A 25,182-nucleotide genomic window follows, 5' to 3' on the forward strand; every position below is an offset into this window, starting at 1 on the left:
GGGCCCTGACACGCACGCGGTGCGTCCGGAGGGATGTTGGGCACGGTCCTCAAGGGTGGATACGTCGTCGAGCTGGAGCCCGCGCTGGTGGAGCGCGTGGACCTGCGCATCGAGGGTGAGCGCATCGTCGCGCGCGGGCCGGACCTGACGCCCGCGGCCGACGACGAGGTCGTCGCCCTGTCCGGCAAGCTCGTCTTCCCGGGGCTCGTCAGCGCGCATCACCGGCTGCACGCGGTGCTCGGCCGCGGCATGCCGCACCCCAAGCTGGAGACCTACCAGGACAGCCTGGAGAAGGTGCTCTGGCCCTACGAGAGCGCGCTGGATTTGGACGCCGTGCAGGTGGCCGGGTGCGCCGGTGGCCTGGAGGCGCTCCAGTGCGGCACCACCACCGTGTGCAACCTGCACGCGTCGCCCAAGGCCGTGTCGGGCTCGCTGGTGCGGCTGGCGCGCGGGCTCCATGAAGTCGGCGTGCGCGGCGTGCTGTCCTACGCGGTGTCGGACCGGCTGGGCGCGGTGGGCCGCGAGGAGGGGCTGGAGGAGACGGTCAGCTTCGCGAAGAAGGCCAAGGGCCGCTTCCGCGGACAGGTGGGCGCGGGGCCCTGCTTCACGCTCGGGCCGGACGGCCTGCAAGGGCTGGCGGAAGCGCTGAAGACGCTGGGCAACGCCGGGCTGCACCTGCCGCTCGCCGAGGACCCGCTGGACGAGCGCCTGTCCACCGAGCGCTACGGCGCGTCCCCCGTGGCGCGGCTGATGGAAGCGGGGCTCCTGTCCCCCAAGAGCCAGCTGGCGCACGTGGGCCACCTGGAGTGGGCGGACCTGGCGCAGGTGATTGCCACCGGTGCGTGGATTGTCCACACGCCGCGCTCCAACCAGGGGCTGGAGGTGGGCTACGCGCCCGCCCTGAAGTTCGGCCACCGCGCCACGCTGGGCGTGGACGCCGTGTCCGCGGACCTCTTCGCCGAGGCACAGGCGGCGTACCTGCGCTCGCGCGAGGCGGGGCAGCCCATCGACGTGCTGCGCTACCTCGCCAACGGCCACCGGCTGGTGTCCCAGGTTTTCGAGACGCCGGTGGGCCCCATGCGCGAGGGCGCGCTCGCGGACCTGCTCATCCTGGACTACCTGCCGGCCACGCCGCTCACCGCGGAGAACCTGGCGTGGCACGTCGTCTTCGGCCTGGGCAGCCGCCACGTGGAGGCGGTGATGGTGGACGGCGTGTGGCGCATGTGGGCGCGCCGGCCGTTGTCCGTGAATCCCACCGTGGTGGCGGAGCAGGCCCGCGAGGCGGCCTCCGCCGTGTGGGCGCGCATGGCCGAGTCCAAGGCCTGAGCCGTCTGGCCGCTTGCCTTCCCACCGGGAAGGCCGGTTAATTCCCGGCCATGCTCATTCCAGTGCTCGTCGCGGGCCTCTTCAGCGGAGCCATTCCGCAGGTGGGGGACACGGCGCCGGACTTCACGGTGAAGGACACCGCCGGCAACGTGTACACCCTGTCTGAGATGGTGAAGCAGGGTCCCGTCATCGTGGCCTTCTTCCCGAAGGCCTTCACAGGTGGTTGAACCCGCGAGCTCTCGGCGTACCGGGACAGGTACTCGGACATCGAGAAGCTCCACGGCCAGGTCCTGGCCGTCAGCATGGATGATTCAGAGACGCTCGCGCGCTTCAAGGCCGAGCTGAAAGCACCATTCCCCTTCATTCCCGACCCGGAGGGCAAGGTCGTCGCGGCGTATGACGTGAAGATGCCGCTCTTGTCCGTTCCCAAGCGGTACACGTTCGTCATCGGCGAGGGACGCAAGATTCTGAAGGTGGAGACCGGCAGCGACGCCATCGACCCGAATGGGGCGATTGTGTCGTGCCCCATCCGCAAGCCCGGCTCGAAGCCCGCGGGCACGGACGGGGGGACGCCGGACGGAGGGGCGAAGTAGGCGGGAGCCCTCTGGCGCGCCTCAGGCTTCTTTCGAGGCGCGCCACCCGCGCAGCACCCACAGCTGCGCGGCCACCATGGCCGCGGTGACGAGGAACATCACCCACGTCATCGCGGACGCGTACCCGAGCCGCAGGTACTCGAAGCCGTTCTGGTAGATGTAGAGCGGCAGGAAGGTCGTCGCATAGCGCGGGCCTCCCTGGGTGATGACGAGCGCGGGCACGAAGGTCGTCTGCAGGCTCACCACCACGTCGCGCGCGGCGAGCAGCGCCAGCGTGGGCGCCATCAGGGGCAGCGTCACCTTGCTGAAGACGGTGAGCGCGCCGCCGCCCTCCAGCTCGCACAGCTCGTACAGCTCCTCCGGCAGCTCGCGCCGCGCGGCCAGCAGCACGACGAAGACCTCGCCGAGCTGGAAGACGGTGAGCGCCACCAGCGCCCCGCGCGCGCCCCACGGTGTGAGCAGCCACCCCGTGTCCGCCACGCCCACCGCCTTCAGCGCGAGCGCCAGCGGGCCGTACAGCGGGTTGAGCAGCCACAGCCACAGCAGCGCGTAGGCGATGTCCGGCACCACCGTGGGCAGGAACACCGCGGAGCGCGCCAGCCGTCCGCCCCGGTGCAGCAGCAGCGCCAGCCCCAGCGCCACGGCCAGCCGCAGCGGCACGGCCATGGCGGCGAACAGCAGCGAGTTGCCCAGCGCCGTCCAGAAGAGCGGGTCGTCCCACAGCCGGAGGAAGTGGTCCACGCCCACGAAGCGAGGGGCGCTCAGCGCGTCGTACTCGGTGAAGGCCAGCCCCAGCGCCAGGAGCGCGGGCAGGCCCACCAGCAGCGCCGCCGCCACGAGGAACGGCGCCGCCAGCCACACCATGGCCTCGCGGCCGCGCGGAGCGCCCGGCTTCATGGCGTGCCGGACTTCGGCGCGGAGTCGAGGATGCCCTGCACGGCCTCGGTGACCTCCTGCCCCAGCGCGTTCACCTCGTTGCCCTGACGCAGCAGCCGGCGCATGGAGCCACCGGCTTCCTGCCCGGGCCGCACCTCCTTCGAGTCCGACTCCGTCAACTGGGTGCCGTGCGGGGGCACGGTGTAGAACCACTCCTCCACGATGACGTCCGCGCGCGTCTCCACCTCGTTCCACACCGCCACGTTGGGCAGCCGGCGGATGGAGAGGATGGAGTCGAGGAACACGCGGGCGGAGGCGGGGCGCTGGTTCGGGTCGAGGAAGGCGGGGCTCTCCGCCACGCGCTTCAGCGATGGCACGGTGCGACCGCCGCGCGCCACCAGCTCCGCGCCCGTGGAGCCGAGCGCGAACTCCACGAAGCGGAAGGCGGCGTCCTTGGCCTTGGACGCGCGGGACATGCAGTAGGCATCCGAGTGGAGGACGGTGGCCGTCTTGTGGTGCCGGGGCAGCGGCGCCACGTCCCAGTCGAGGTCCGGCACGGCGCGCAGCGTGGGCACCAGCCGGCGGCTGTTGAGGAGCATGCCCAGCCGGCCCGCGGCGAAGCGCGCCTCGTGGTTCTCCGACTTCGCCTCCTCCAGCGAGGGCGTCACCTTGAAGACGCGCTGCAGGCGCAGCACGAAGCGCAGCGCCTCCAGCGCAGGCTCGTTGAGCAGCTGCATGTGCCGCGGGTCGTTCACGTCGTCCACGATGTCGCCGCCGGCCTGCCAGATGAAGGGCGCCAGGCGGGACAGCGTCGGCTCGAAGGCGAGCCCGTGGACGTCCATGCGCCCGTCGCCGTTCTCATCGCGGGTGAGGGCCTGCGCCGTCTTGCGGAAGTCGTCCCACGTCCAGTCCGGCTTCGGCGGCGGCACGCCCAGTCGCTGGAAGAGGGCGCGGTTCCAGTAGACGACGAGGCTGGAGACGTTCTGCGGGAGGCACTCCAGCGCGCCGTCGTAGCGGAAGGCCTCCACCGCCTGCGGGTAGAAGTCCCGCTCCTTCAGGACGGTGCTCTTCTCCAGCCGGGGGCCCAGCGGCTCCAGCACGTCCTTGGCGGCGAACTGGGCGAAGCGCCGGTAGTTGATGAGGAAGAGGTCGGGCGGCGTGCCACCGGAGAAGGCGGTGGTGAGCTTCGCCATGTGGTCCTTCTGCTTGCCGATGGGGACCAGTCGTACCTTCACGTCCGGGTTCTTCGCCTCGAAGGCGGAGATGAGCTGGCGGTAGCCCTCCACCTCGGCCGGGTCTCCGAAGAGCTGGAGCGTCACCTCCGTGGGCGCGGCGGCGGTGCCCGGCTTCGCGGGCTCCGGGGGCTTCTCCTCGCGCTTGCAGCCGCCGAGCAGCACCGCACCGGCCAGCGCGAGCGCGGCGGTCCACCTCTTCGTCATCGTCCGAGCCATCCGCTTCCTCTCTCCTCGCCGAGAAACATGCGCTGCGCGCCGAGGAAGGCGAGGACGGCGGGCAGGGTGACGACCACGGCGCCGGCGAGCAGCACGGGCCACTGCGTGGAGCCGAGCAGCTCCAGGGAGTGCAGCGCGAGGGGCGCGGTGAGCGCGTCCTCGCCGCTGAGGTACAGCAGCGGGTCGATGAAGTTGCTCCACGACAGGCCGAACGCCAGCAGCGCGACCGCGGCGGTGGTGGGGCGCACCAGCGGCAGGGCGATGGAGCGCCACAGGCGCAGGGGGCCGGCGCCCTCCAGCCGAGCGGCCTCGAACAGCTCCTGGGGCAGGCGTCGGAAGGCCACCGCGTAGAGGAGCACGAAGAGGGGACTGCCGCCCATGAGCGCGGGCGCGATGAGGGGCACGGCGGTGCCGGTGAGGCCCAGCACCTTGAAGACGGCGAAGCGCGTGAGCCACACGGCGGTGGCGGGCACCATGACGAGCAGCAGCACCGCGCCGGCCAGCGTCCGCCAGCGCCACCCGGACGTCTGCGCCAGGGCCAGCCCCGCCCAGGACGCGGTGACGACGCTGAGCGGCACCATGATGGCGGCCAGCAGCACGGAGTTGAGGAGCGCGCGGCCGAAGGGCACCAGCTCGAAGGTGGCGGCGTAGGCGGCCAGCCCGGCGCCCTCGGGCAGCAGCTCCACCCCGCGCGGCGGCGGCAGCCCCGGCGGACGCAGCGAGCCGGTGAGCATCACCACCAGCGGCGCGAGGAACAGCACCACCAGCGCTCCGACGAGGAGGGCACGCGACGTGGAGCGGAGGAGTCGGACGGGTGACGGCATCGCGGGGAGACCCCATTCGCGCCCACCGGGTGCCGGGCCGTCAAGCCGGGAATGGGGCTGGAGGCCCTGGCTGGAAGGACAGGCAGGCGAGCAGGAGGCGCGGGCCGCTCGGTGTTGCGGCCCTGTCCGGCTGTTCCGCAATCAGGTGGCGGGGCTGCCGTAGGAAGGGCTGGAGGTGGAATGGCGCTCTCGAAGCAGGCGTGGTGCGGAGGGTGGGTGGTGTCCGTGCTCCTCATGGGGCTCCAGGCCTCGGCGGCGGTCCCGGAGGCGCTCATCTCGCGGTTCGTCGCGGACACCGGCTTCAACGGCGTCATCGTGGTGGCCACGGACGAGGGGCTGGTGCACCAGGGCGCCTATGGTCACGCCGACATCGAGGCCGGCACGCCCACCGCGTTCGCGACGCGCTACCAGCTCGGTTCCATCTCCAAGTACGTCGCATCGCTGGTGGTCCTGCGGCTCGTCGACGAGGGGACGCTGTCCCTCACCCGGCCCATCTCGGAGTACCTGCCGGACCTTCGTGGCGACGTGGGGAGCCGGGTGACGCTGCACCACCTCCTGGCGCATACGAGCGGTGTGCCCAACGACGTCATCGCCGCGTTCCGCAAGGACCGGGACGTGGCGAAGGTGGAGCTGTCCACGGCCACCGCGGTGGAGCGCTACGCGAGCGGCGCGCTCCAGTTCGAGCCCGGAAGCCGGTTCGACTACTCCCACTCCAACTGGATTCTGGTGCGGGCCATCATCGAGCGCGCGTCGGGTCGCTCCTACGAAGAGAACGTCCAGCGCCTTCTTCACCCGCTGAAGCTTCGGGGCATGGGCACCTTCGCGGGCGACTTCGGGTCCGTGAGCGGAGGGGCCGTGGGCTACGCGTCCCTACGACCCGAGCCGAAGCGCGCCTCGACGCCTACGCCCGCCTTCATGGCCTGCGCGGGGGGCATGTTCGGCACCGCGGCCGACCTGCTCACCCTCACCCGCGCCGTGCACGGCGGCCAGCTCCTGTCCCGTGACTCCGTCCAGCGGCTCGGCACTCCGTATACACACGAGGACGGCGTGGGCTACGCCTACGGAGGCCACGTGCGGACCCTGAAGCTGGGCGGCAAGGACGAGGTCGTGTCCTGGCTGAGCGGCTCCAACGGCCCCTTCAAGACCCGGGTGAGCCGGGTGCTGTCGAGTGGGCTGACGGTCATCCTCATGAGCAACACCACCGCGGACCTCGGAAGGATGGGGGCGCTGACGGAGGATTTGCTCCACGGCCTGTCAGGTGAGGCAGGCGCGGGTCGGTAACCCAGACGGCCCTTCCAGGAGCCGGAGACCTGGAAGATGCACGCCCCACTCCTGCTCGACGCACTCAGCCGCGCCACGCGCCGCGAGCGGCCGCCTCCCTGGCGTACGTCTCGAAATCCTTGGGGGCGCGTCCGGTGAGCCGTCGCACGACGTCGTTCGGCTTCGCGTCACCGAGCTCCCGCAGCGCGGTGAAGGCCTGGACCTCCTTCAACGTCTGCTCGCGGGGCACGCCGAACGCACCCATCGCGGCCAGGTAGTCCTCGGGCGCTCCCCGGAACTGGACCTTGCGGCCCGACGCGCGGCTGATGATGTCGACGGCTTCCGCGAAGGACAGCGCTCGGGGCCCGGTCAAATCGTAGCTCTGGCCGGCGTGGCCCTTTCCGGTGAGCACTGCTGCTGCGGCGGCCGCGATGTCGTCGGCATCCACGAAGACCTGGCGCGCATCACCCACCGGCATCGCGACCTCTCCCGCGAGGACCGCGTCCCGGAGCACGCCTTCATCGAAGTTCTGGTTGAACCAGTCCGGCCGCAGGAGGGTCCAGTCCACACCGGAGTCCCGCACCGTGCGCTCGGCCGCCATCAGGCGCTCGTCGCCCATGGTCTCGATGCCCCGGCTGGACAGCAGGACGATGTGCCGGATGCCCTTCTTGGCCGCGAGCCGGACGAAGGCCGGGTCTATCGGCATGTCATGCGGCGCCATGAGGTACATCCGCGAGGCGCCCGTCACCGCGGGCTCCCAGGTCCCCATGTCGGTCCAGTCGAAGCGCACCTCGCCTTTGCGCGAGGCGGCCCGTACCGGGACTCCGGCCGCGCGCAGCAGCGCGGTCAACCGCCGGCCGGTGGTTCCAGTGGCTCCGAGGACGAGGACTTCGTTCTTCGTCGTGTCAGCGTTCACAGGCCCTCCAGTAGGAGACATGCATGTTGTCGCCGCGTGCTGCTGTTGCAACAGGAGAACGCGCGAGGACGCATCCCTCTTTCCGTCCTGTTGACTGCCGCGCACGGCCAGGAAGTCCAGCCCCGTGAAAGGGGAGAGCCTGGGAGGCCCTCGCGGAACGGAGATTCCATTCCGCACGAGGGGGCGGGGGCAGGTGGCTCAGACCGTCCGGACGGATTGGCGCAGTGCGAACGCGGCGCCCTGTGGGTCCTCGCACTGGGCGACGCGGTCACCGCTGGGCACCTGCATCGGCCCGTTCAGCACCCGGCCACCCAGGGCGCGGAGCCGCTGCAGCGCTGCGTCGAGGTCCGGCACCGTCAGATAGAAGAGCCAGTGCGTGTGGATGGACGGGAGGCGCGCCGTGTTGACCATGGCGCCCACGTCCCGCCCGGCTCCCTCCCAGGTGAACATCTGGTACGTCCCAAGCTGGGGCCCCAGCTCCAGCTTCCCGGTCGCCCTCCAGCCGAACAGCTCCGAGTACGCGGCCCACGCCTGCTCGCGGTCCGTCGTGTTGAGCTCATGCCAGGCGATGGCCCCGGGGCTCCCGCCACTCCTCCTCGTGCTCATCGAGAAGACGGCGCCCTGCGAATCCTTGAGGATGGCGACGCGCTGTCCCGGCACGGGCTGCTGAACGGGCCCGAGCATCTGGCCCCCGCGTTCCACGAAGCGGCGCGCCATCGCGTCGACATCCTCGACGCCGATATGTCCGAGCCAGTGCGCCGGAGCGCCCTGGGCCCGTGCTCGCTCGGGAAGGGCCATGAGCAGGCCCACGGGCTGCGTGCCCGCGAGGAACACCCGGGACTCGCCCGAGCGCTGGACCTGCCAACCCATGAGTCCCGTGTAGAACGCCTCGGCCGCGTCGAGGTCCGTGGTCCTCAGGTCGTATGAAACGAAGGTGTGGGTCGTCGTCATGAGCGGCGGAGCCTATGTCACCGGCAACGGTGGCCGCGACGGAACGTGCAGTAACTGCGTGGCATGACGAGGGTCCGCAGGATTTGCGCGCCATGCCCCGGCGTACGCCTGCCAGCCGCCCCGGCACACCCGCTGCAATCCCGGTCCGAGGCCGCGCCCACCCGGAAGCAGGGACACGGCCATCCAGCCTGGGAGACACACGCGATGGCGGTGAAGGAACCGAAGACCTCGAAGTGGCGGCCCTGGCTCCCCGCGGTGTTGCTGCTCCTGGGTGTCTTCGCCATGCAGGAGTTCGCGCGGTTCCGCGACCCACCGCCCTTCACCTGGACGGCCTTCCGTGAGGCGGTGTCCCAGGGCCGCGTGGAGTCCGTGGTCGTCACCGGCGGGCGCATCCACGGGCGCTTCAAGGGCGAGGACGGCAAGCCCGGGCAGACCTTCACCACGGTGAAGGTGGACGACCCGGACGTCCTCAAGGACCTCCAGGCGCACGGAGTCCAGGTGTCCGCCGAGCTGCCGGAGAACCCGTGGCTCGTCACGGCCCTGTGGCTGCTGCCGCTGGGCGTGTTCCTGTGGCTAAGCCTGCTCCGTCAGCGAAGCGGCGGCGCTGGAGCGGGGAGGGGCCCGGGAAGCATGTTCGCCGTGGGCCGCAGCAACGCGCGGATGTACGCGGAGAAGGACATCCATGTGCGCTTCGCCGACGTGGCGGGCGTGGACGAGGCGAAGGAGGAACTGCGCGAGGTCATCGCCTTTCTCAAGACGCCGCAGAAGTACCGCCGGCTGGGAGGCAAGATTCCGAAGGGCATCCTGCTGGTGGGCCCGCCGGGCACGGGCAAGACGCTGCTGGCGAAGGCGGTGGCCGGCGAGGCCGAGGTGCCCTTCTTCAGCATCAGCGGCTCGGAGTTCGTGGAGATGTTCGTGGGCGTGGGCGCCGCGCGCGTGCGCGATTTGTTCGAACAGGCCCAGGCGCAGGCCCCGTGCATCATCTTCATCGACGAGCTGGACGCGCTGGGCAAGGCGCGCAACGCGGGGCCGATGTCGCACGAGGAGCGGGAGCAGACGCTGAATCAGCTCCTGGTGGAACTGGACGGCTTCGACCCGCACACGGGCGTCATCCTGATGGCGGCCACCAACCGGCCCGAAATCCTGGACCCGGCGCTGCTGCGCGCGGGGCGCTTCGACCGTCACGTGGTGGTGGACCGGCCGGACCGCGACGGGCGGCTGGACGTCCTGAAGGTGCACGCGGCGAAGGTGCCGCTGGAGGACCCGAAGGACCTGGAGCTCATCGCCGCGGCGACGGTGGGCATGGTGGGGGCAGACCTGGCGAACATCGTCAACGAGGCCGCGCTGCTGGCCGCGCGGCGTGGCAGGGAGAAGGTGGGCCGCGCCGAGCTGGAGGAGGCGGTGGAGCGCGCCGTGGCCGGCCTGGAGAAGCGCAACCGCGTGCTGAGCCCGCTGGAACGCGAGCGCGTGGCCTTCCACGAGCTGGGGCACGCGCTGATGGCGCTGGCGCTGTCCCGGGGTGGCGAGGCGGTGCGCAAGGTCTCCATCATCCCGCGTGGCGTGGCGGCGCTGGGCTACACGCTGCAGGTCCCCACGGAGGACCGCTTCCTGATGACGCGCAGCGAACTGGAGGACCGCATCGCGGTGCTGCTCGGCGGAAGGATGGCGGAGGAGCTCATCTTCCACGAGTCCTCCACGGGCGCGCACGACGACCTCCAGAAGGCCACGGACATCGCGCGAGGCATGGTGATGACGTACGGGATGAGCGAGGCGCTGGGCCTCGTGACGCTGAGCCCGGGGCAACGGTCGCTCTTCCTGGAGTCGGGCCCGGCGGGCGCGCGGGGTGAGTACAGCGAGGCCCTGGCGGAGCGCATCGACGCGGAGATGCGCGGCATCATGGATGCGCAGGCGGAGCGCGTGCGGAGGCTGCTCGGCGAGCGCGAGGGGGTGCTCCGCCACGCGGCAAGGCGGCTGCTGGAGCGCGAGGTGCTCAGTGGCGAGGAACTGGCGGCGCTGCTGAAGGAGCAGGCGGTCGCCGCGGCTCCGGAGCGCAGCGCTGCCTGATGCGGGCGGTGCCGTGAGCGCCGCGCTCGCCTGCTCACGAGGGAGTCCGGCACCTCCACCGCCTGCCGAGGGGGCTACGGCGTCGCGCCCACGGAGGACTTCCCGGCCGGCACCTGTGCGTGCGGCGCTCGCGGCGTCACCACCTTGCGGAAGTACGCGAGCGTCTCCACCAGCCCCTCCTCCAGTGGCACCATCGGCTCCCATCCGAGGAGCGTCTTCGCGCGGGAGATGTCCGGCTTGCGCTGCTTGGGGTCGTCCTTGGGCAGCGGCTTGAAGACGATGCGCCCGCCGCCGCCGTGGGCCTTCCGCACGGCCTCGGCGAACTCGAGAATCGTCATCTCGCGCGGGTTGCCGATGTTCACCGGCTCGGTGACGTCGGACAGGGCGAGGCGCACCAGCCCGTCGATGAGGTCCCTCGCGTAGCAGAACGAGCGCGTCTGCGTGCCATCGCCGAACACGGTGAAGTCCTCGCCGCGCAGCGCTTGTCCCACGAACGCCGGCACCACGCGCCCGTCCTCCAGCCGCATCTTCGGGCCGTACGTGTTGAAGATGCGGGCGATGCGCGTGCTCACCCCGAGCGTGCGCCCGTAGGCCGCGGTGATGGCTTCTCCGTAGCGCTTGGCCTCGTCGTACACGGAGCGCGGGCCAATGGGATTCACGTTGCCCCAGTAGTCCTCGCGCTGCGGGTGCACGAGCGGGTCGCCGTAGATTTCGGACGTGGACGCCTGGAGGAACACCGCGCCCTTCTCCCGCGCCAGCTTCAGTCCGTTCTCCGTGCCGATGGAGCCCACGCGCAGCGTCTCGATGGGCAGCTGCGCGTAGTCGATGGGCGAGGCCGGCGAGGCCATGTTGAAGACGTAGTCCACGGGCCCGTCCACGCGGATGGACTCGGTGATGTCGTGCTGGATGACCTGGAGCTTCCCCACCGGGGCCACGTCCGCGAGGTTGTGCTCGTTGCCGGTGATGAGGCTGTCGAGGCTGAGGACCTCGGCGGCGCCGTCCCGCAGGAGCCGCTCGCACAGATGGGAGCCGAGGAAACCCGCGCCCCCGAGGACGACCACTCGCTTGCCCTTCATGTCGCTCATGGTCGCGAAGGTTTCCTGTTCACGACCATATGGGTAGCCGTCCGGAGGGACAGGGTGGTGGGTAAGGTCGCTTCCTGGACTCACATGCAACGGCTGCATCCGTTGTCCGGCAATCGCCTCGTTCATCACCACACGGAGCAGGGGCATGCACCTTCGGCCAGCTTGTTCGGTGCGCTTCAGGGGCATACCCCCAGGCCCCACCTCGCGGTGGGCGCCCGGGCTCCAGGTGCCCGGCCCACCGCCGCTAGCGGAGGCAGCAGTGATGGAAGCAGGGGCGAAGATGAAGGCGGCGGTCATCGCCGCGCCCAAGGGGGCGCGGGTGGAGAACGTGGTGCGGCCCGACCCCGGGCCGGGGCAGCTCCGCGTGAAGCTGGAGGGCTGCGGCGTGTGCGGCTCCAACCTCCCCACGTGGGAGGGTCGCGAGTGGTTCAAGTATCCCATGGCCCCTGGCGCTCCGGGCCACGAGGGCTGGGGCGTGGTGGAGTCGCTCGGCTCGGGTGTGCAGGGCTACAAGGTCGGCGACCGCATCGCCTTCCTCTCCGGCAATGCCTTCGCCGAGTACGACGTCGTGGGCGCGGACTCCGCGGTGGTGCTGCCCTCGTCGCTGGCGGGCAAGCCGTTCCCCGGTGAGCCGCTCGGCTGCGCGATGAACATCTTCCGCCGCGGCGACATCCAGCCGGGGCAGACGGTGGCCATCATCGGCATCGGCTTCCTGGGCGCGCTGCTGACGCGGATGGCGACCAACGCCGGAGCGCGCGTGCTGGCGATTACGCGCCGTCCGTGGGCGCTGGAGCTGGCGGCGAAGTACGGCGCCGCCGAGTGCATCCCCATGGATGACCACCACCGCATCATCCAGCGCGTGAAGGAGCTGACGAACGGCGACTTCTGCGAGCGCGTCATCGAGGTGGTGGGCGAGCAGTGGCCGCTGGACCTCGCGGCGGAGCTGACGCGCGAGCGCGGCAAGCTCATCGTCGCCGGCTACCACCAGGATGGCCCGCGGCAGGTGAACATGTGGCTGTGGAACTGGCGCGGCCTGGACGTCATCAACGCGCACGAGAGAGACCCCAAGGTGTACCTGGAGGGCATCCGCATGGCGGTGGACCAGGTGGCCTCGGGCAAGCTGGATCCGACGCCGCTGTATACGCACCGCTACGGGCTGGACAGCCTCAACCAAGCCTTCGAGGCGATGAAGACGCGCCCCGACGGCTTCCTCAAGGCCCTCGTCACCTTCTGACCCCGGGAGCGCACACACCATGATGAGTGGAATCGCGGCGAAGCAGCAGACGCAGCGTCCCCGCCTGGGCTTTCTGGGTGTGGGCTGGATTGGCCGGCACCGCATGGAGGCCATCGCCCAGAGCGGCGCGGCCGAGGTGGCCGTGGTGGTGGACCCCTCCACGCAGGCGCTGGAGGCGGCGGAGAAGTCAGCGCCCGGCTGCGAGCGGGCGGGCTCGTTCGAGGAGCTGCTGACGAAGCCGCTGGACGGCATCGTCATCGCCACGCCGAGCGCGGTGCACGCCGAGCAGGCGGTGGCCGCGCTGGAGCGGGGCCTGGCGGTGTTCTGCCAGAAGCCGCTGGGCCGCGACGCGGCCGAGGTGCGGCGCGTGGTGGACGCGGCGAAGGCGAATGACCGGCTGTTGGGCGTGGACCTGTCGTACCGCTGCACGCACGGCATGCGGCAGGTGAAGGAGCGCGTGCGCGCGGGCGAGCTGGGCGACGTGTTCTCGCTCAACCTCGTCTTCCACAACGCCTACGGCCCGGACAAGGCGTGGTTCTACGACCCGAAGCTGTCCGGCGGCGGGTGCGTCATGGACCTGGGCATCCACCTGGTGGACCTGGCGCTGTGGGTGCTCGACTTCCCGAAGGTGACGCGGGTGAGCAGCCACCTGTACTCGGGCGGCAAGCCGCTGACGTCGCGCGAGACGCAGGTGGAGGACTACGCGGTGGCGCAGCTCGAGCTGGCCACCGGCGCGTCCGTGCAGCTTGCCTGTTCGTGGAAGGTGAGCGCCGGCTGTGACGCGGTCATCGAGGCGTCCTTCTACGGGACGAAGGGCGGCGCCTCGCTGCGCAACGTCAACGGCTCCTTCTACGATTTCACCGCGGACCTCTTCCATGGCACCTCGCGGCAGCGGCTGGCCGAGCCGCCGGACGCGTGGGGCGGACGTGCGGCGGTGGACTGGGCGACGCGGTTGGCGGCGGGCCAGCGCTTCGACCCCGAGTGCGAGCGGTTGGTGGTGGTGGCCGACGCGTTGGATCGCATCTACCGGCCCTGAGCGCGGGACGGTGACTGGCGCCGGTTGTCGAAGATTTGAGCCGGCGCCCCGTCCACCCGCGTGTCCTGGAAGTCGCCGCGGGTGTACTCGGAGATGACGCCGCGCCAGAAGTCGATGGCGGCGCGGTTGGCGGGCAGCTGCGACACCTCCCATAGGCCCCGGTAGCGGTCGAACACGGCGCGGGCGGCGAGGCGGCCGAGCCCATGCCGACGCTCGCCGCGAAGGATGAAGAACTCGCTCATCCGGAAGTCGCGTCCCCGCGTCATGTAGGGGAAGGGTGCCTGCCCCACGAAGGCGAAGCCCACGGTGCGGTCCTCATGGCGGAGCAGGAGGGGGTGCACCTCGGGCGAGCCACTCAGCCAGGTGGGCAGATAGTCCGGCTGCCAGTGTCCCTGCTCGTCGAGCCGGTACTCGACGCCGAACTCGCTCAAGTCATGCAGGTAGAGCGGGTAGAGGTTGCGCAGCAGGGGGTGCTCGGCGGGGGTCGCGCGGAGAATGTCCATGATGAGCCTCCCGGTCCCGCAGCATGACGGGTTGGTCGCTCTCCATCCAGGGCGGGTTTTGGGGCACCGTGGGGAAGGGCACACACGGGAATGCCGGTTGGGAGGGGCACTCATGGAGACCTCCCCCTCGGCAACTCCCCGCCCTCGTGCCCGCCTGCGCCGCAGCCTTGGCTACCTTCGCCCGTTCCGTGGCTCGGTGGCGGGCATCCTCGCGCTGGTGCTCACCGCCGGGGCGCTCAATGCCCTGGAACCGCTGGTCCTCAAACATATTTTCGACAACCTGGGCGCGGGGCAGGCGTGGCGCTCGGTGGTGATGGGCGTGGTGCTGCTGGTGAGCGCTGGCCTGTTGCGCGAGGGCGTCAACGCGGTGTCCAACTGGCTGACGTGGCGCACGCGCATTGGCGTGCACTTCTCGCTGATGGAGGAGGTGGTGGGCCGGCTGCACAAGCTGCCCCTGAGCTTCCACCGCGAGGAAGGCGTGGGCGCGACGATGACGCGGCTGGAGCGCGGCATCCAGGGGTTCGTCCAGGGGGTGAACGACATCGCCTTCAACGTCATCCCCGCGGCGGCGTACCTCATCATCTCCGTGGTGGTGATGCTGAAGCTGGACTGGCGGCTGGCGCTGGTGGTGATGGCCTTCGCGCCGCTGCCGGTGGTGATTGCGCAGTGGGCGGCGCCTCGGCAGACGACGCGTGAGCGGAACCTGATGGACCGCTGGGTGAAGATCTACCAGCGCTTCAACGAGGTGCTCTCGGGCATCGTGACGGTGAAGAGCTTCGCGATGGAGGAGCGCGAGAAGCAGCGCTTCCTGCACGACGTGCACGAGGCGAACGGGCTGGTGACGCGCGGGGTGGGGCTGGACTCGGCGGTATCGGCGACGCAGAACCTGGTGGTGCTGGCGGCGCGCGTGGCGGCGATTGCGTTCGGCGCGGCGCTGGCGCTGAAGGGAGACATCACCGCGGGCACGCTGGTGGCGTTCCTGGGCTACGTGGGCGGCATGTTCGCGCCGGTGCAGAGCCTGAGCAACGTGTACCGGACCATCCGCACGGCGTCGGTGGCCATGGACCAGGTGTTCGACATCCTGGATACGCAGGACCACCTGGGTGACGCGCCGGACGCGGTGGAGGTGACGGAGGTGAAGGGGGAGGTGGAGTTCGCGGACATCCACTTCGCTTACGGGCCGGACCGGAGCTCGCCGCTCATCAATGGTATCGACCTGCACGTGAAGCAGGGCGAGCACGTGGCGTTGGTGGGGCCGAGTGGCGCGGGCAAGAGCACGCTGATGGCGCTCTTGTGCCGCTTCTACGACCCGGTGCAGGGCTCGGTGCGCATCGACGGGAAGGACATCCGCGGGCTGAAGCAGATGTCCTTGCGCAGGCACATCGGCGTGGTGCTACAGGACGGCCTGCTCTTCAACGAGAGCGTGCGCAACAACATCGCGTACGGGCGGCCGAACGCGTCGATGGACGACATCATCGCGGTGGCGAAGGCGGCGAACGCGCACGACTTCGTCATGAACCTGCCGCAGGGCTACGACACGGTGGTGGGCGAGCGCGGCAGCCGCCTGTCCATGGGCGAGCGGCAGCGGGTGACGATTGCGCGCTCGCTGCTGAAGGACCCGCCCATCCTCATCCTGGACGAGCCGACGAGCGCGCTGGACGCGGAGTCGGAGTCGCTGGTGCAGGAGGCGCTGAACAAGCTGATGAAGGGGCGCACGGTCTTCGCCATCGCGCACCGACTGAGCACGGTGGTGGACTCGGACCGCATCCTGGTGCTGAAGGGTGGGCGCATTGTGGAGGAGGGCCGGCACGAGGCGCTGATGGCGCACGACGGCTACTACGCCTCGCTGGTGCGCCGGCAGACGCGGGGCCTGCTGCCGGACAGCCCCCTCATCGCTGAGCTCGGTCCTCGCAAGGTGTCCGGGGCGGCGTGAGCTGGTCCCTGTGGGCAACGTCTCTGGACATTTGCAGCGCCTCGATGCCTGTGCCGAAGGTAGAGATGCGCCATGCGGTTCTTCCGAATCGTCAAGGACTCCTCACCCCGCTACACGGGTGACCTGAACGCCGCCCACAGGTGGGGGCTTCCAGGCGCGCAGCCCTGTCCCGCGTGTGGTCTCGGCGGCGCCGTGCTCGGGCTGGAGTATCCATGCGTGGACCTGTCGAGCCTGCCCTCCGCGGAGCTGAAGAGGCTGTCCAATCCCGCTCCCGTGTCACTGGTCGAGCTTGAGCGCCTGCGCGAGCTGGTTCGTCCGCTCGCGCCGAGCAACGCGGTGCTGGAACCAGGAGCCGAGTTCGGGCCGCTGACCGGGACAGGCTCAGGCTCCTTCGGCCAGGTCTTCTTGCAAGCCGACTGGTCGCTGTGCATGCGCCATGAGGCACGGGAGCGACTCCAGGACGCCGGCATCAGGGGGCTCCTGGGGGGCCCTGTCGAAGTGCGCTTCCGTGGGAAGAACCCTCCGAGCCTGCTGAACATGCAGCTCGATGTTCAGGGCCGCTTCCATCCCGAATCTCTGACATGGGCGCGGAAGCCGCCGTGCCCCCGTTGCGGCGCCAGCGATGTGGACGGCCCCATGCCAGACCCCGTGGTCCTTGATGCGGCGACACTGCCAAAAGGACTGGACCTGTTCCGGCTGGCGGATGCCCCAGGCATCATCGTCGCGTCCGAGCGCTTCGTGGAGGCGGCAACGCGGCTGGCCCTGGACGGTGCGGAGTTCCACCCACTACAAGCCCGTTGACTGGGTCCCTCACGCCGCCGCGCGGTGCTCCTTCTCTTGAGACGTGGGCTCCCCCTTCGGCGCGGAATGGGACGCGAGCTGCCCGCTGAGCACGGGCAGCGCCACCTTCACCGCCACCGTCAGCAGCATCAGCCCGAACGCCCAGATGCCAGCGGTAATCTTCCACTCCGTCACGGTGGGCACGTACTCGACCATCTCGTGCAGGGTGCTGGGCACGAAGCCGGGAATGATGAGCCCCATCCCCTTCTCGATCCACACGCCCACGAAGGCCAGCACGCACGCCACGTTCAGCACCGTGACATGCCGCCGGCTCGCCGGCAGGTGCAGCAGTACCGCCGAGGCCACGTTGCACGCCACCGCCGTCCAGATCCACGGCACCAGCGCGTGGTGCCCGTGCAGCCCGAAGAACAGATACTGCGCCGGCCCGGCGTGCGCCCCGCCCGTGTAGAACGCGGTGAACACCTCCGAGCCCAGCATGAAGAGGTTGAGCAGCACCGTCACCCGCATCACCGACGTCAGCGTGCGCCCCGGCCCCTCGCCAATCGGCAGCCCGGTGAACTTCCGGATGACCTGCAACAGCAGGATGACGAACGCCGGCCCCGTGATGAACGCCGACGCGATGAACCGCGGCGCCAGGAGCGCCGAGTTCCAGAACGGCCGCCCGCCCAGCCCGCTGTAGAGGAACGCCGTCACGCTGTGGATGGACACCGCCCAGAAGATGGAGAGGAACACGAACGGCAGGTACCAGCGCTTGCGAGGCTTCTGCCCCAGGAAGCGCATGTACAGCAGGTACCCGCACACGTGCAGGTTCAGCAGCAGGTACCCGTTGAGCACCACCACGTCCCACGTGAGCATCGACACCGGCCAGTTGAACCGCCCCACGCCGGGAATCAGGTGCCACGCCCGCTCCGGGTGCCCCATGTCCACCACGATGAACAGCAGGCTCAGCGCAATCGCCGCCACCGCGAGCAGCTCGCCCACCAGCGTGACGTCGTGCATCTCATGGTCGTGGTACAGGTACGCGGGGATGACCATCATCACCGCCCCCGCCGCGAGCCCCACGCCGAACGTGAAGTTCGCCACGTAGAGCCCCCAGGACACATGGTCGCTCATGCCCGTGAGCGCCATGCCGTCCACCAGCTGGCGGGCCCACGCATTCGCGCCCACCAGGCAGATGGCGGTCAGCACCGTCATCCACACGTAGAAGCGCCAGCTCCCGTCGGTGCTCATCCACAGCAGCCGGCCGAGGAAGCGGGGGTAGTCGAGGACGTGACGTGACGCGGCCATGGCTCACTTGTCGAAGAAGTAGAAGAAGCGCGGACGGGTCCCCAGCTCCTCCTTGAGGACGAACACCCGCTTGTTCTCGAGCACCCAGCGGATGGGGCTCTTCGGGTCCAGCAGGTTGCCGAAGACGCGCGCCCCCGTGGGACACGCCTCCAGGCACGCCGGCAGCCTTCCGGCGCGCGTGCGGTGCAGGCAGAAGGTGCACTTCTCCACCACGCCCTGCGGACGGATGCGGTTGGAGAGGTAGCCCTGGTCCGGGTTGATTTCCTCCGCCGGCACCTCGGGCTTGGACCAGTTGAAGCGCCGCGCGTGGTACGGGCACGCCGCCTCGCAGTACCGGCAGCCGATGCACCAGTTGTAGTCCACCACCACCACGCCGTCCTGCTCCTTCCAGGTGGCCTGGACGGGGCACACCTTCACGCACGGCGCGTTGTCGCACTGCTGGCACTGCACCGGCAGGTAGTACTTCCCCGGCGCCGGCACCGCGTGGTCGTAGTCCGCGTTGCCGCGCTCCAGGTCCAGGCTGCCCTGCTCCATCTCCAGCACGCGGATGTACGAGTTGCCCGTGCGCCGGTCGTGGTTGTTCTCCTGGTGGCACGCCTCGGCGCACTTGCGGCAGCCGATGCACACGCTGAGGTTGAGCGCGTAGCCGAAGGACACGCCCTCCTGCGGCGGCAGGTCCTGGATGGTGACGTCGCGGCCGTACTCCTGCTTCGTCTCCTCCTCCAGCCGGCGGAGGATGACCTTCATCTCCTCGGGCGTGAGCTCCTTGTAGTGACGCTGGAGGAACTCGTCGAGCGACAGGTCCTTCGTCCACTCCGTGAGCGGCGCCATGGCGTGCGCGAAGGCCGCCGCGCCCAGCGTCGCGCCAGCGCCCTTCAGCGCCGTCCTGCGGGTGAAGTCATTCATGCGAGCGGTCTTCCGGAGTGGGAGAGGGGTGCTTCGGACGCGGAGGCATGACCGGGAGCGCCCCGGCGTACTTCGGCGTGTGGGGGTCGTGGCAGGACACGCAGTTGTTCCGGGTGCGGTCGCCGCGGGACAAGTCCCAGTGGCCCGTCATCCCGCCGTGCGCGCCCGCCCGGAAGTCTCGTGCCTGGGGCCCGTGGCACTGCGAGCACAGCGTCATCACGTCCGTCATCGGCAGTGGCTCGCCCGTCGCGAGGTGCAGCGACTGCGGCGCATCGGCCTGGTGGCAGGACGTGCAGGCGAGCTCGCCGTGGCGGAACTGGAGCCCGCGGTGGAACTCCTGGAGTGCCTCGGGCCCGTCGGGCATCCGCGCCGGCTCCTTCAAGGAGTGGCAGCTCACGCAGGGCACGCGCAGCGGCTGCCCGCGCGCGTCCACCTCGCCGGATTCGATGGAGGTGAGCTTCTCCGGCACCAGCACGGTCTCCACACCCGTGGAGGCACCGGGCGCTGGCTGGAGTCGCCGGGGCACGTCGCGGTCGCACCCACACAGTGTGAGCGCCACGAGCACGGACAGCAGGGGAATGGAGGAGGTCGCGGCCACGCCGTCCTCCAAAGCAGTGTCCATGCCACGCCGTTTCACGGGGCTCGCACGAGGCCGCCTGCCCTCGGCCGCGCATCCCTTGCTCGAAACACGTATCCGTCATGCAGCTTTTGCGCGGACGCGGGGCCCGCACGGCGCGAAGGCGCTGGTCCGCCTCTTGCTCAAGGCAGGGGTGAACTGGGAGCCACCATGACCTTCAGCAGCCTCGTGCTCACCCTTGAAGACTCCGCGGAGCAGCGGGCCGGCGTGCTCGCCCGGCTGGAGCGGGACGCGCGCATCACCCTGGGTATGCCCTTCGAGGAGCGCTGGCTCCCCGTGGTGGTGGAGACGGAGACCGCCGAGGAGGGCGAGTCGGTCGCGGAGTTCATCCGCGACCTGCCCGGGGTGCGCTTCCTGGACGTGGTGATGGTGGACTTCTCCGCCGGGGAGTGCTGAGCGATGGACCGGCGCGACTTCCTCAAGACGACGGCGATGACCGCGGCGACGCTCGCCGCCAGCCGGCTGGCGTACGGCCAGGCACCCGTCGCGGCACCGCCCGTATCGTCGGGCAGTGGCGTGAAGTGGAACAAGGCCCCGTGCCGCTTCTGCGGCACCGGCTGCCACGTCCAGGTGGGCGTGGAGGGCGGCAAGGTGGTGGCCATCGCCGGCGACCCGAAGGCCGAGGTGAACAAGGGCCTCTTGTGCGTGAAGGGCTACCACGTGGGGCTCGCGCTCTACGGGAGCGACCGTCTCACGCAGCCGCTGTTGCGCAAGGGCGACAAGCAGGTGCCCATCTCCTGGGACGAGGCGCTCGACATCATCGCCACCCGCATCCAGAAGGACCCGAAGGGCTTCGCGCTCTACGGCAGCGGCCAGTGGACGATTCCCGAGGGCTACACGGCGTCCAAGTTCGTGAAGGGCGGGCTGGGCTCGAACCAGCTCGATGCGAACGCGCGCCTGTGCATGGCCTCGGCGGTGACGGGCTTCCTCGCCACCTACGGCGTGGACGAGCCCGCCGGCTGCTACGACGACCTGGACGCCTGCGACGTGCTCATCATGTGGGGCAACAACCCCGCGGAGATGCACCCCGTCCTCTTCTCGCGCGTCATCGACCGGCGCTCGCGCGGGGAGAAGGTCACCCTCATCGACATCGGCACGCGCCGCACGCGCACCAGCGCCTTCTGCGACCACGTCCTGCGCTTCAAGCCCAACACCGACCTGGCGATTGCCTGCGGCATCGCGCACCTGCTGGTGGAGGAGGGCACCTGGGACAAGGCCTTCGTCGAGGCCAACTGCGCCTTCCGCGCTCCCAGCGAGCCGGCCACGCTGCAGGGCAAGGCCATCACCTTCGAGGAGTACCGGGCGCTGCTCGCCCCCTACACGCCCGAGCACGTGGAGAAGCTGTCCGGCGTGTCCCAGAAGGACCTGCGCATGCTGGCGGGGCTGTTCGGCCGCCGTGACGTGCGCATCACCAGCCTGTGGTGCATGGGCGTCAACCAGCACACGCGCGGCACGGCGATGAACTCGCTCATCCACGGGCTGCACCTGCTCAGCGGTCACTTCGGCAAGCCGGGCGATGCGCCCACCAGCCTCACCGGGCAGCCCTCCGCGTGTGGCACGGTGCGCGAGGTGGGCACGCTCGCGCACGCGCTCCCCGGCGGCCGCGTGGTGGCGGAGGAGAAGCACCGCCACCAGATGGAGGACCTCTGGAACGTGCCGCAAGGCCGCATCCCCGCGAAGCCGGGCTACCACACCGTGCAGATGTGGGAGCGCTTCTCCACGCCCAGCGACAAGGGTGGCGACATCCACACCCTCTGGGTGCAGGTGACGAACCCGGCGCAGACGCTGCCCAACCGCCACAAGCTGGTGGACCCGAGCCGGAAGCTCGCGGACAAGTTCCTCATCGTCTCGGACGCGTACCCCACGGAGACGACGCGCATCGCGGACCTCGTGCTGCCCTCCGCCATGTGGGTGGAGAAGAACGGCATGGTGGGCAACTCCGAGCGGCGCACGCAGCAGTGGTTCAAGATGGTGAACCCGCCCGGCCAGGCGCGCGACGACGCGTGGCAGCTCATCGCCGTGGCGCACCGGCTCTTCGAGCGCGGCTTCGAGGGCATGAAGGACCGCGACGGCCGCTTCCTCTTCGAGGTGAAGCAGGACGGCAAGCCGGTGCCCATCTGGGACTTCGCGCACTACTACGACGTCAACGTCGACGCGCACCTGTTCGAGGAGTACCGGAAGACGACGCGCATCAAGCACAAGGACCTGGCGCCCTACGAGGAGTACGTCAAGGCGCGCGGGCTGCGTTGGCCCGTGGTGCAGCAGCCGGACGGGAGCTGGCGCGAGACGCGCTTCCGCTTCTCCGGCTTCGACGACCCGTACGTGGAGAAGGGTCGCGACATCCAGTTCTACCACTCGCCCACGCACGACGGCCGGGCGCAAGTCTGGTTCAACCCGTACGAGCCGCCTCCCGAGTCGCCGGACGACGAGTTCCCGTTCTGGCTGTGCACCGGCCGCGTCATCGAGCACTGGCACTCGGGGACGATGACGATGCGCATCCCGCAGCTCCAGCGGGCGATGCCGAGCGCGTACCTGGAGATGAATCGCGCGGACGCGCGGCGGCTGGGCGTGGGCAACGGCGACGTCGTCACGGTGGAGACGCGGCGGGGCAGCCTGGAGCTGCCGGTGTGGCTGGGCGGGCGCGGTGAGCCGCCGGAGGGCTCGCTGTTCGTGCCCTTCTTCGACGAGAAGCTGCTCATCAACGAGCTGACGCTGGACGCGCACGACCCGTTCTCGAAGCAGCCCGACTACAAGAAGTGCGCGGCGCGGGTGCGCGGGCGCAAGCGGAAGGAGGCTCGCGGATGAGCGGCGCTCCCGAGGGTGACGGCCCGGGCCGTCCGGCGCGCTGGCTCCAGGTGGGGGCGGGCGTCGCCGTGGCGCTCGCCTTCACCGGCTATGTCGCCGGCACGCGGCCCGCGCCCGAGCGCCCGGAGCCCGTCTCCCGGCCCGCGGTCACCGCCACGTCCGAGCGGGCCCCGAGCTACCAGGAGCTGCGCGAGGCCCGGCGCGGTGACAACGCGCGGATGTACGACGGGGCCATGGACGTGCTGCGGCAGGGACTGGAGCCGCTGAAGCCCACGGCGGTGGCCACCGTGCAGCAGCGCGCGCAGGCGGTGGAGTCGCGCAAGGCCCACCGTGCCTATGACGGGGCGCCGCCGACCATTCCGCACGAGGTGGACCAGCTCGGTACGCCCGGGTGTCTGGCCTGTCACGGACAGGGCATGAAGCTGGGTGAGCGCATCGCTCCGCGCATCAGCCACCCGCCGTATCAGAGCTGCAACCAGTGCCATGTGGTGGAGGTCGCGCCGAAGCCGCTGGCGCCGCATCCGGACGTGCCGGCCAATCGCTTCGTCGGGAGGGCCTCGGCTGGAGTGGGCGCGCGCGCGTGGCAGGGGGCTCCGCCGACGATGCCGCACACCGAGCAGATGCGGACGGAGTGCGCCTCGTGCCACGGGCCCACGGGAAGGCCGGGTTTGCGCACGTCGCACCCGGAGCGGCAGAACTGCGTGCAGTGCCACGCGTCCTCGGCCGCGCTGGACCAGCGCGAGCCGCCCGTGGGCCTGCTGGACGCCACGCCTCCGCCGGGGGCGGTGGTGAAGGACGCGCCATGAGCGGGTTGGGGCGCCGTGGTCTCGTGGGCAAGGGACGGGGCATCGTCATGAGGGCCGCGCCATGAGCCAGCAGCAGCCAGGGCTCAGCCGCCGTGCGTTGCTGGGACTGTTCCGGAGGCAGCCCGCGCCCGAGACGCCCGCCGTCGTCTCTCCGCGCGAGTCCATCGCGCCGGCCTCGGGTGCCAATGGGGGCGCATCCCAGGCTGTTGTCCCTGCTCGCGCGCCCACCGCCTTGGTTGGCAGCGGGGGCGCGCCCCAGGCTGTTGTTCCCCCGCGCGCGCCCGCCGCGCTCGTCTCCACGTCGGCTACCAACGGGGCTGGGGCCCGTGCCGTCGCGGTGCGAACGTCGACACCCGCGAGGCAGGCCGGCATCACCTCGCCATGCGCGCCGGAGCCTTCCCCAACCGCGTCGCCTTCGTTCTCGCTCGAGGCCTTCTATGCGGGGCGCGCCCGCTCCGGCGAGGCGACGGTGGATGGACGCATCCCCGTCTTCTCGCTGCGGGAGGGACTCGCCGTACCCCAGCGCCGGCCGGAGGAGGGCTGTCCGACGAGCCGCCCCGTGCGTCAGGATGCGAATCGCGGCCCGGCGGATGCCGCGGGGGCTTCGGGCCATGAGCAGGCGTGTGTCGAGGGCTCGCAACAGGGGGCGGTTGGTACGGCTGCGCGCGACGGAGGCCGGCGGATGGAGTCGCCAGCGGTGGCTCCGGCCATGGGCGCCACGGTGCGTGTGCGTACGCAGCTCTGCCTGGCGTGGCAGGGCTCGTTCTGCACGACGTGCGTGGAGCGCTGCCCGGTCGAGGGCGCCATCCTCGTCGAGGCTGGCCGTCCGACCGTCGTTCCGGAGCGCTGCGACGGATGCGGCACCTGCGTTCGCGTGTGTCCGGCGCCCCTCAACGCCTTCGAGCTTCGTCCCGCCGAAGCATCGGGAGTCACTTCATGAGCACCACGCTGGACGCCGAATCACTTCCCTCACTCCAGCAGGCGGTCCTCGACGCCGCGACGCTGGCCCGCCTCGTCAGCGACATCGAGGGACTCACCCTCGTGGATGAGGTGCTGTTGAAGGGCGGAGGTGCCAGCATGGCCTCCACCCAGCGAAGCACGTTGGCGGAAGCAGTCGACGCGCTTCAGCGAGGCCAGGTCGTGGGCGTGCAGGTCCGCTACCGCTATCAGGGGCAGGCGTGGTGGGACACGCTCCTGCGTGCGCCCCAGGGCATCCGCCTCGTCCGCATCGCGCATGACCTGGAGGCCGCGGGCTCGCGGTGAAGGCGACGCCAAGGCTGTTCGGGTCCTCCTCCAGCCCCGGTTCCTTGAGTGTCTCCGTCGAGGCTCCGGACCCCGCGCCATCGGTGGTGGAGCAGCATGACCGACCCATGCGGACCGGCGAGGAACTGGCAGGCCCAGGAGGAATGGAGATTCCGTTCCGGAGAGAGGTGGCCCAGGCTGGCGCGAGCCAGGGTGGAATGGAGCTTCCGTTCCGGAGAGGGGCCTGGGTTGGCGCGGGTCCGGGTGGAATGGAGCTTCCGTTCCGGAGAGGGGCCTGGGTCGGCGCGGGTCCGGCGGAATGGAGCTTCCGTTCCGGAGAGGGGCCTGGGTCGGCGCAGGTCCGGGCGGAATGGAGCTTCCGTTCCGGAGAGGGGCCTGGGTCGGCGCAGGTCCGGGAGGAATGAAGCTTCCGTTCCGGAGAGGGGCCTGGATTGGCGCGGGTCCGGGAGGAACGGAGATTCCGTTCCGGTGAGGGGCTGCCCGGGGCTGGCGGGCCCAGGAGGAATGGAGCTGCCGTTCCGGAGATGGGCCTGGGTCGGCACGGGTCCAGCGGAATGGAGCTTCCGTTCCGGAGCGGGGCCTGGGTTGGCGCGGGTCCGGGCGGAACGGAGATTTCGTTCCGGAG

23 protein-coding genes are annotated in these 25,182 nt (G+C 70.4%); 13 read left to right on the forward strand and 10 right to left on the reverse strand.

Features of this window, described 5'->3' with window-relative positions; all coding sequences use genetic code 11:
- The first annotated feature begins 36 nt into the window (after positions 1-36).
- Both HG543_RS08410 and HG543_RS08415 read left to right on the forward strand, forming a co-directional pair.
- Positions 37-1,326, forward strand: a complete 1,290-nt coding sequence (locus HG543_RS08410; RefSeq protein WP_169344194.1) for an amidohydrolase family protein — start codon at positions 37-39, stop codon at positions 1,324-1,326.
- A gap of 50 nt (positions 1,327-1,376) precedes the next feature.
- The gene (locus HG543_RS08415; protein ID WP_169344172.1) at positions 1,377-1,919 is read left to right on the forward strand and encodes a peroxiredoxin family protein; all 543 of its coding nucleotides are present in this window, start codon (positions 1,377-1,379) and stop codon (positions 1,917-1,919) included.
- 21 nt (positions 1,920-1,940) lie between these two features.
- Here HG543_RS08415 and HG543_RS08420 read toward each other — a convergent pair whose 3' ends face one another.
- The 3 genes from HG543_RS08420 to HG543_RS08430 are packed head-to-tail and all read right to left on the reverse strand — an operon-like array spanning position 1,941 to position 5,070.
- Positions 1,941-2,816 (reverse strand): carbohydrate ABC transporter permease, encoded by an 876-nt coding sequence (locus HG543_RS08420; RefSeq protein ID WP_169344173.1) that lies wholly within the window; start codon positions 2,814-2,816, stop codon positions 1,941-1,943.
- Positions 2,813-4,234, reverse strand: a complete 1,422-nt coding sequence (locus HG543_RS08425) for an ABC transporter substrate-binding protein (RefSeq protein ID WP_169344174.1) — start codon at positions 4,232-4,234, stop codon at positions 2,813-2,815. The genes HG543_RS08420 and HG543_RS08425 overlap by 4 nt, the downstream gene beginning before the upstream one ends.
- Complete coding sequence (locus HG543_RS08430) at positions 4,231-5,070, reverse strand: carbohydrate ABC transporter permease (protein ID WP_169344175.1); 840 nt, start codon at positions 5,068-5,070, stop codon at positions 4,231-4,233. Before HG543_RS08430 ends, HG543_RS08425 begins: the two co-directional genes overlap by 4 nt.
- Before the next feature lie 180 nt (positions 5,071-5,250).
- Here HG543_RS08430 and HG543_RS08435 point away from each other — a divergent pair, with 180 nt between their 5' ends.
- The gene (locus HG543_RS08435) at positions 5,251-6,351 is read left to right on the forward strand and encodes a serine hydrolase domain-containing protein (protein WP_169344176.1); all 1,101 of its coding nucleotides are present in this window, start codon (positions 5,251-5,253) and stop codon (positions 6,349-6,351) included.
- A gap of 64 nt (positions 6,352-6,415) precedes the next feature.
- Here HG543_RS08435 and HG543_RS08440 read toward each other — a convergent pair whose 3' ends face one another.
- Positions 6,416-7,246, reverse strand: coding sequence for an NmrA family NAD(P)-binding protein (locus tag HG543_RS08440; protein ID WP_343073301.1), 831 nt, complete (start codon positions 7,244-7,246; stop codon positions 6,416-6,418).
- Between the two features lie 198 nt (positions 7,247-7,444).
- Positions 7,445-8,197, reverse strand: a complete 753-nt coding sequence (locus tag HG543_RS08445) for a VOC family protein (protein ID WP_169344178.1) — start codon at positions 8,195-8,197, stop codon at positions 7,445-7,447.
- Positions 8,198-8,401: 204 nt separating this feature from the next.
- Between HG543_RS08445 and ftsH the strand changes: the two genes are divergently transcribed.
- Entirely contained in the window at positions 8,402-10,261 is a 1,860-nt protein-coding gene (ftsH, locus tag HG543_RS08450; protein ID WP_211193807.1) for an ATP-dependent zinc metalloprotease FtsH, read from the forward strand.
- A gap of 74 nt (positions 10,262-10,335) precedes the next feature.
- On the opposite strand, the gene HG543_RS08455 is transcribed toward ftsH, so the two are convergent.
- Entirely contained in the window at positions 10,336-11,337 is a 1,002-nt protein-coding gene (locus HG543_RS08455; RefSeq protein WP_169344196.1) for a UDP-glucuronic acid decarboxylase family protein, read from the reverse strand.
- A gap of 271 nt (positions 11,338-11,608) precedes the next feature.
- On the opposite strand from HG543_RS08455, the gene HG543_RS08460 reads away from it, so the two are divergent.
- Together HG543_RS08460 and HG543_RS08465 are read left to right on the forward strand one after the other, a co-directional pair.
- A complete protein-coding gene (locus tag HG543_RS08460) occupies positions 11,609-12,580 on the forward strand; it encodes an MDR/zinc-dependent alcohol dehydrogenase-like family protein (RefSeq protein WP_211193814.1) in 972 nt (323 codons plus the stop codon).
- 19 nt (positions 12,581-12,599) lie between these two features.
- The gene (locus HG543_RS08465; protein ID WP_211193808.1) at positions 12,600-13,616 is read left to right on the forward strand and encodes a Gfo/Idh/MocA family protein; all 1,017 of its coding nucleotides are present in this window, start codon (positions 12,600-12,602) and stop codon (positions 13,614-13,616) included.
- Here HG543_RS08465 and HG543_RS08470 read toward each other — a convergent pair.
- A complete protein-coding gene (locus HG543_RS08470; protein ID WP_169344179.1) occupies positions 13,604-14,119 on the reverse strand; it encodes a GNAT family N-acetyltransferase in 516 nt (171 codons plus the stop codon). The two genes, HG543_RS08465 and HG543_RS08470, sit on opposite strands and share 13 nt — an antisense overlap.
- 112 nt (positions 14,120-14,231) lie before the next feature.
- On the opposite strand from HG543_RS08470, the gene HG543_RS08475 reads away from it, so the two are divergent.
- Complete coding sequence (locus HG543_RS08475) at positions 14,232-16,052, forward strand: ABC transporter ATP-binding protein (protein ID WP_169344180.1); 1,821 nt, start codon at positions 14,232-14,234, stop codon at positions 16,050-16,052.
- A 72-nt stretch (positions 16,053-16,124) separates the two neighbouring features.
- Positions 16,125-16,853, forward strand: coding sequence for a SitI6 family double-CXXCG motif immunity protein (gene sitI6 / locus HG543_RS08480; RefSeq protein WP_169344181.1), 729 nt, complete (start codon positions 16,125-16,127; stop codon positions 16,851-16,853).
- 9 nt (positions 16,854-16,862) lie between these two features.
- Here sitI6 and dsrP read toward each other — a convergent pair whose 3' ends face one another.
- From dsrP to HG543_RS08495, 3 genes are read right to left on the reverse strand one after another with little or no spacing between them, the layout of a single operon-like run.
- Positions 16,863-18,140, reverse strand: coding sequence for a sulfate reduction electron transfer complex DsrMKJOP subunit DsrP (gene dsrP, locus HG543_RS08485; protein ID WP_211193809.1), 1,278 nt, complete (start codon positions 18,138-18,140; stop codon positions 16,863-16,865).
- A gap of 3 nt (positions 18,141-18,143) precedes the next feature.
- Positions 18,144-19,046 (reverse strand): 4Fe-4S dicluster domain-containing protein, encoded by a 903-nt coding sequence (locus tag HG543_RS08490; RefSeq protein ID WP_169344182.1) that lies wholly within the window; start codon positions 19,044-19,046, stop codon positions 18,144-18,146.
- On the reverse strand, positions 19,039-19,668 hold the full coding sequence (locus HG543_RS08495) for a hypothetical protein (RefSeq protein WP_169344183.1): 630 nt from the start codon (positions 19,666-19,668) through the stop codon (positions 19,039-19,041). Before HG543_RS08495 ends, HG543_RS08490 begins: the two co-directional genes overlap by 8 nt.
- 165 nt (positions 19,669-19,833) lie before the next feature.
- Between HG543_RS08495 and HG543_RS08500 the strand changes: the two genes are divergently transcribed.
- The 5 genes from HG543_RS08500 to HG543_RS08520 all read left to right on the forward strand — a co-directional run bounded on the left by HG543_RS08500 (position 19,834) and on the right by HG543_RS08520 (position 24,557).
- Positions 19,834-20,079, forward strand: coding sequence for a hypothetical protein (locus HG543_RS08500; protein ID WP_169344184.1), 246 nt, complete (start codon positions 19,834-19,836; stop codon positions 20,077-20,079).
- Between the two features lie 3 nt (positions 20,080-20,082).
- A complete protein-coding gene (locus tag HG543_RS08505; RefSeq protein ID WP_169344185.1) occupies positions 20,083-22,488 on the forward strand; it encodes a molybdopterin-dependent oxidoreductase in 2,406 nt (801 codons plus the stop codon).
- Positions 22,485-23,294, forward strand: coding sequence for a nitrate reductase cytochrome c-type subunit (locus HG543_RS08510; protein ID WP_169344186.1), 810 nt, complete (start codon positions 22,485-22,487; stop codon positions 23,292-23,294). The genes HG543_RS08505 and HG543_RS08510 overlap by 4 nt, the downstream gene beginning before the upstream one ends.
- Positions 23,295-23,355: 61 nt before the next feature.
- Positions 23,356-24,234 (forward strand): 4Fe-4S dicluster domain-containing protein, encoded by an 879-nt coding sequence (locus tag HG543_RS08515; RefSeq protein ID WP_169344187.1) that lies wholly within the window; start codon positions 23,356-23,358, stop codon positions 24,232-24,234.
- A complete protein-coding gene (locus tag HG543_RS08520) occupies positions 24,231-24,557 on the forward strand; it encodes a hypothetical protein (RefSeq protein WP_169344188.1) in 327 nt (108 codons plus the stop codon). The genes HG543_RS08515 and HG543_RS08520 overlap by 4 nt, the downstream gene beginning before the upstream one ends.
- The last annotated feature ends 625 nt before the right edge of the window (positions 24,558-25,182 follow it).

Source organism: Pyxidicoccus fallax (genome assembly GCF_012933655.1).
Classification (GTDB): domain Bacteria; phylum Myxococcota; class Myxococcia; order Myxococcales; family Myxococcaceae; genus Myxococcus; species Myxococcus fallax.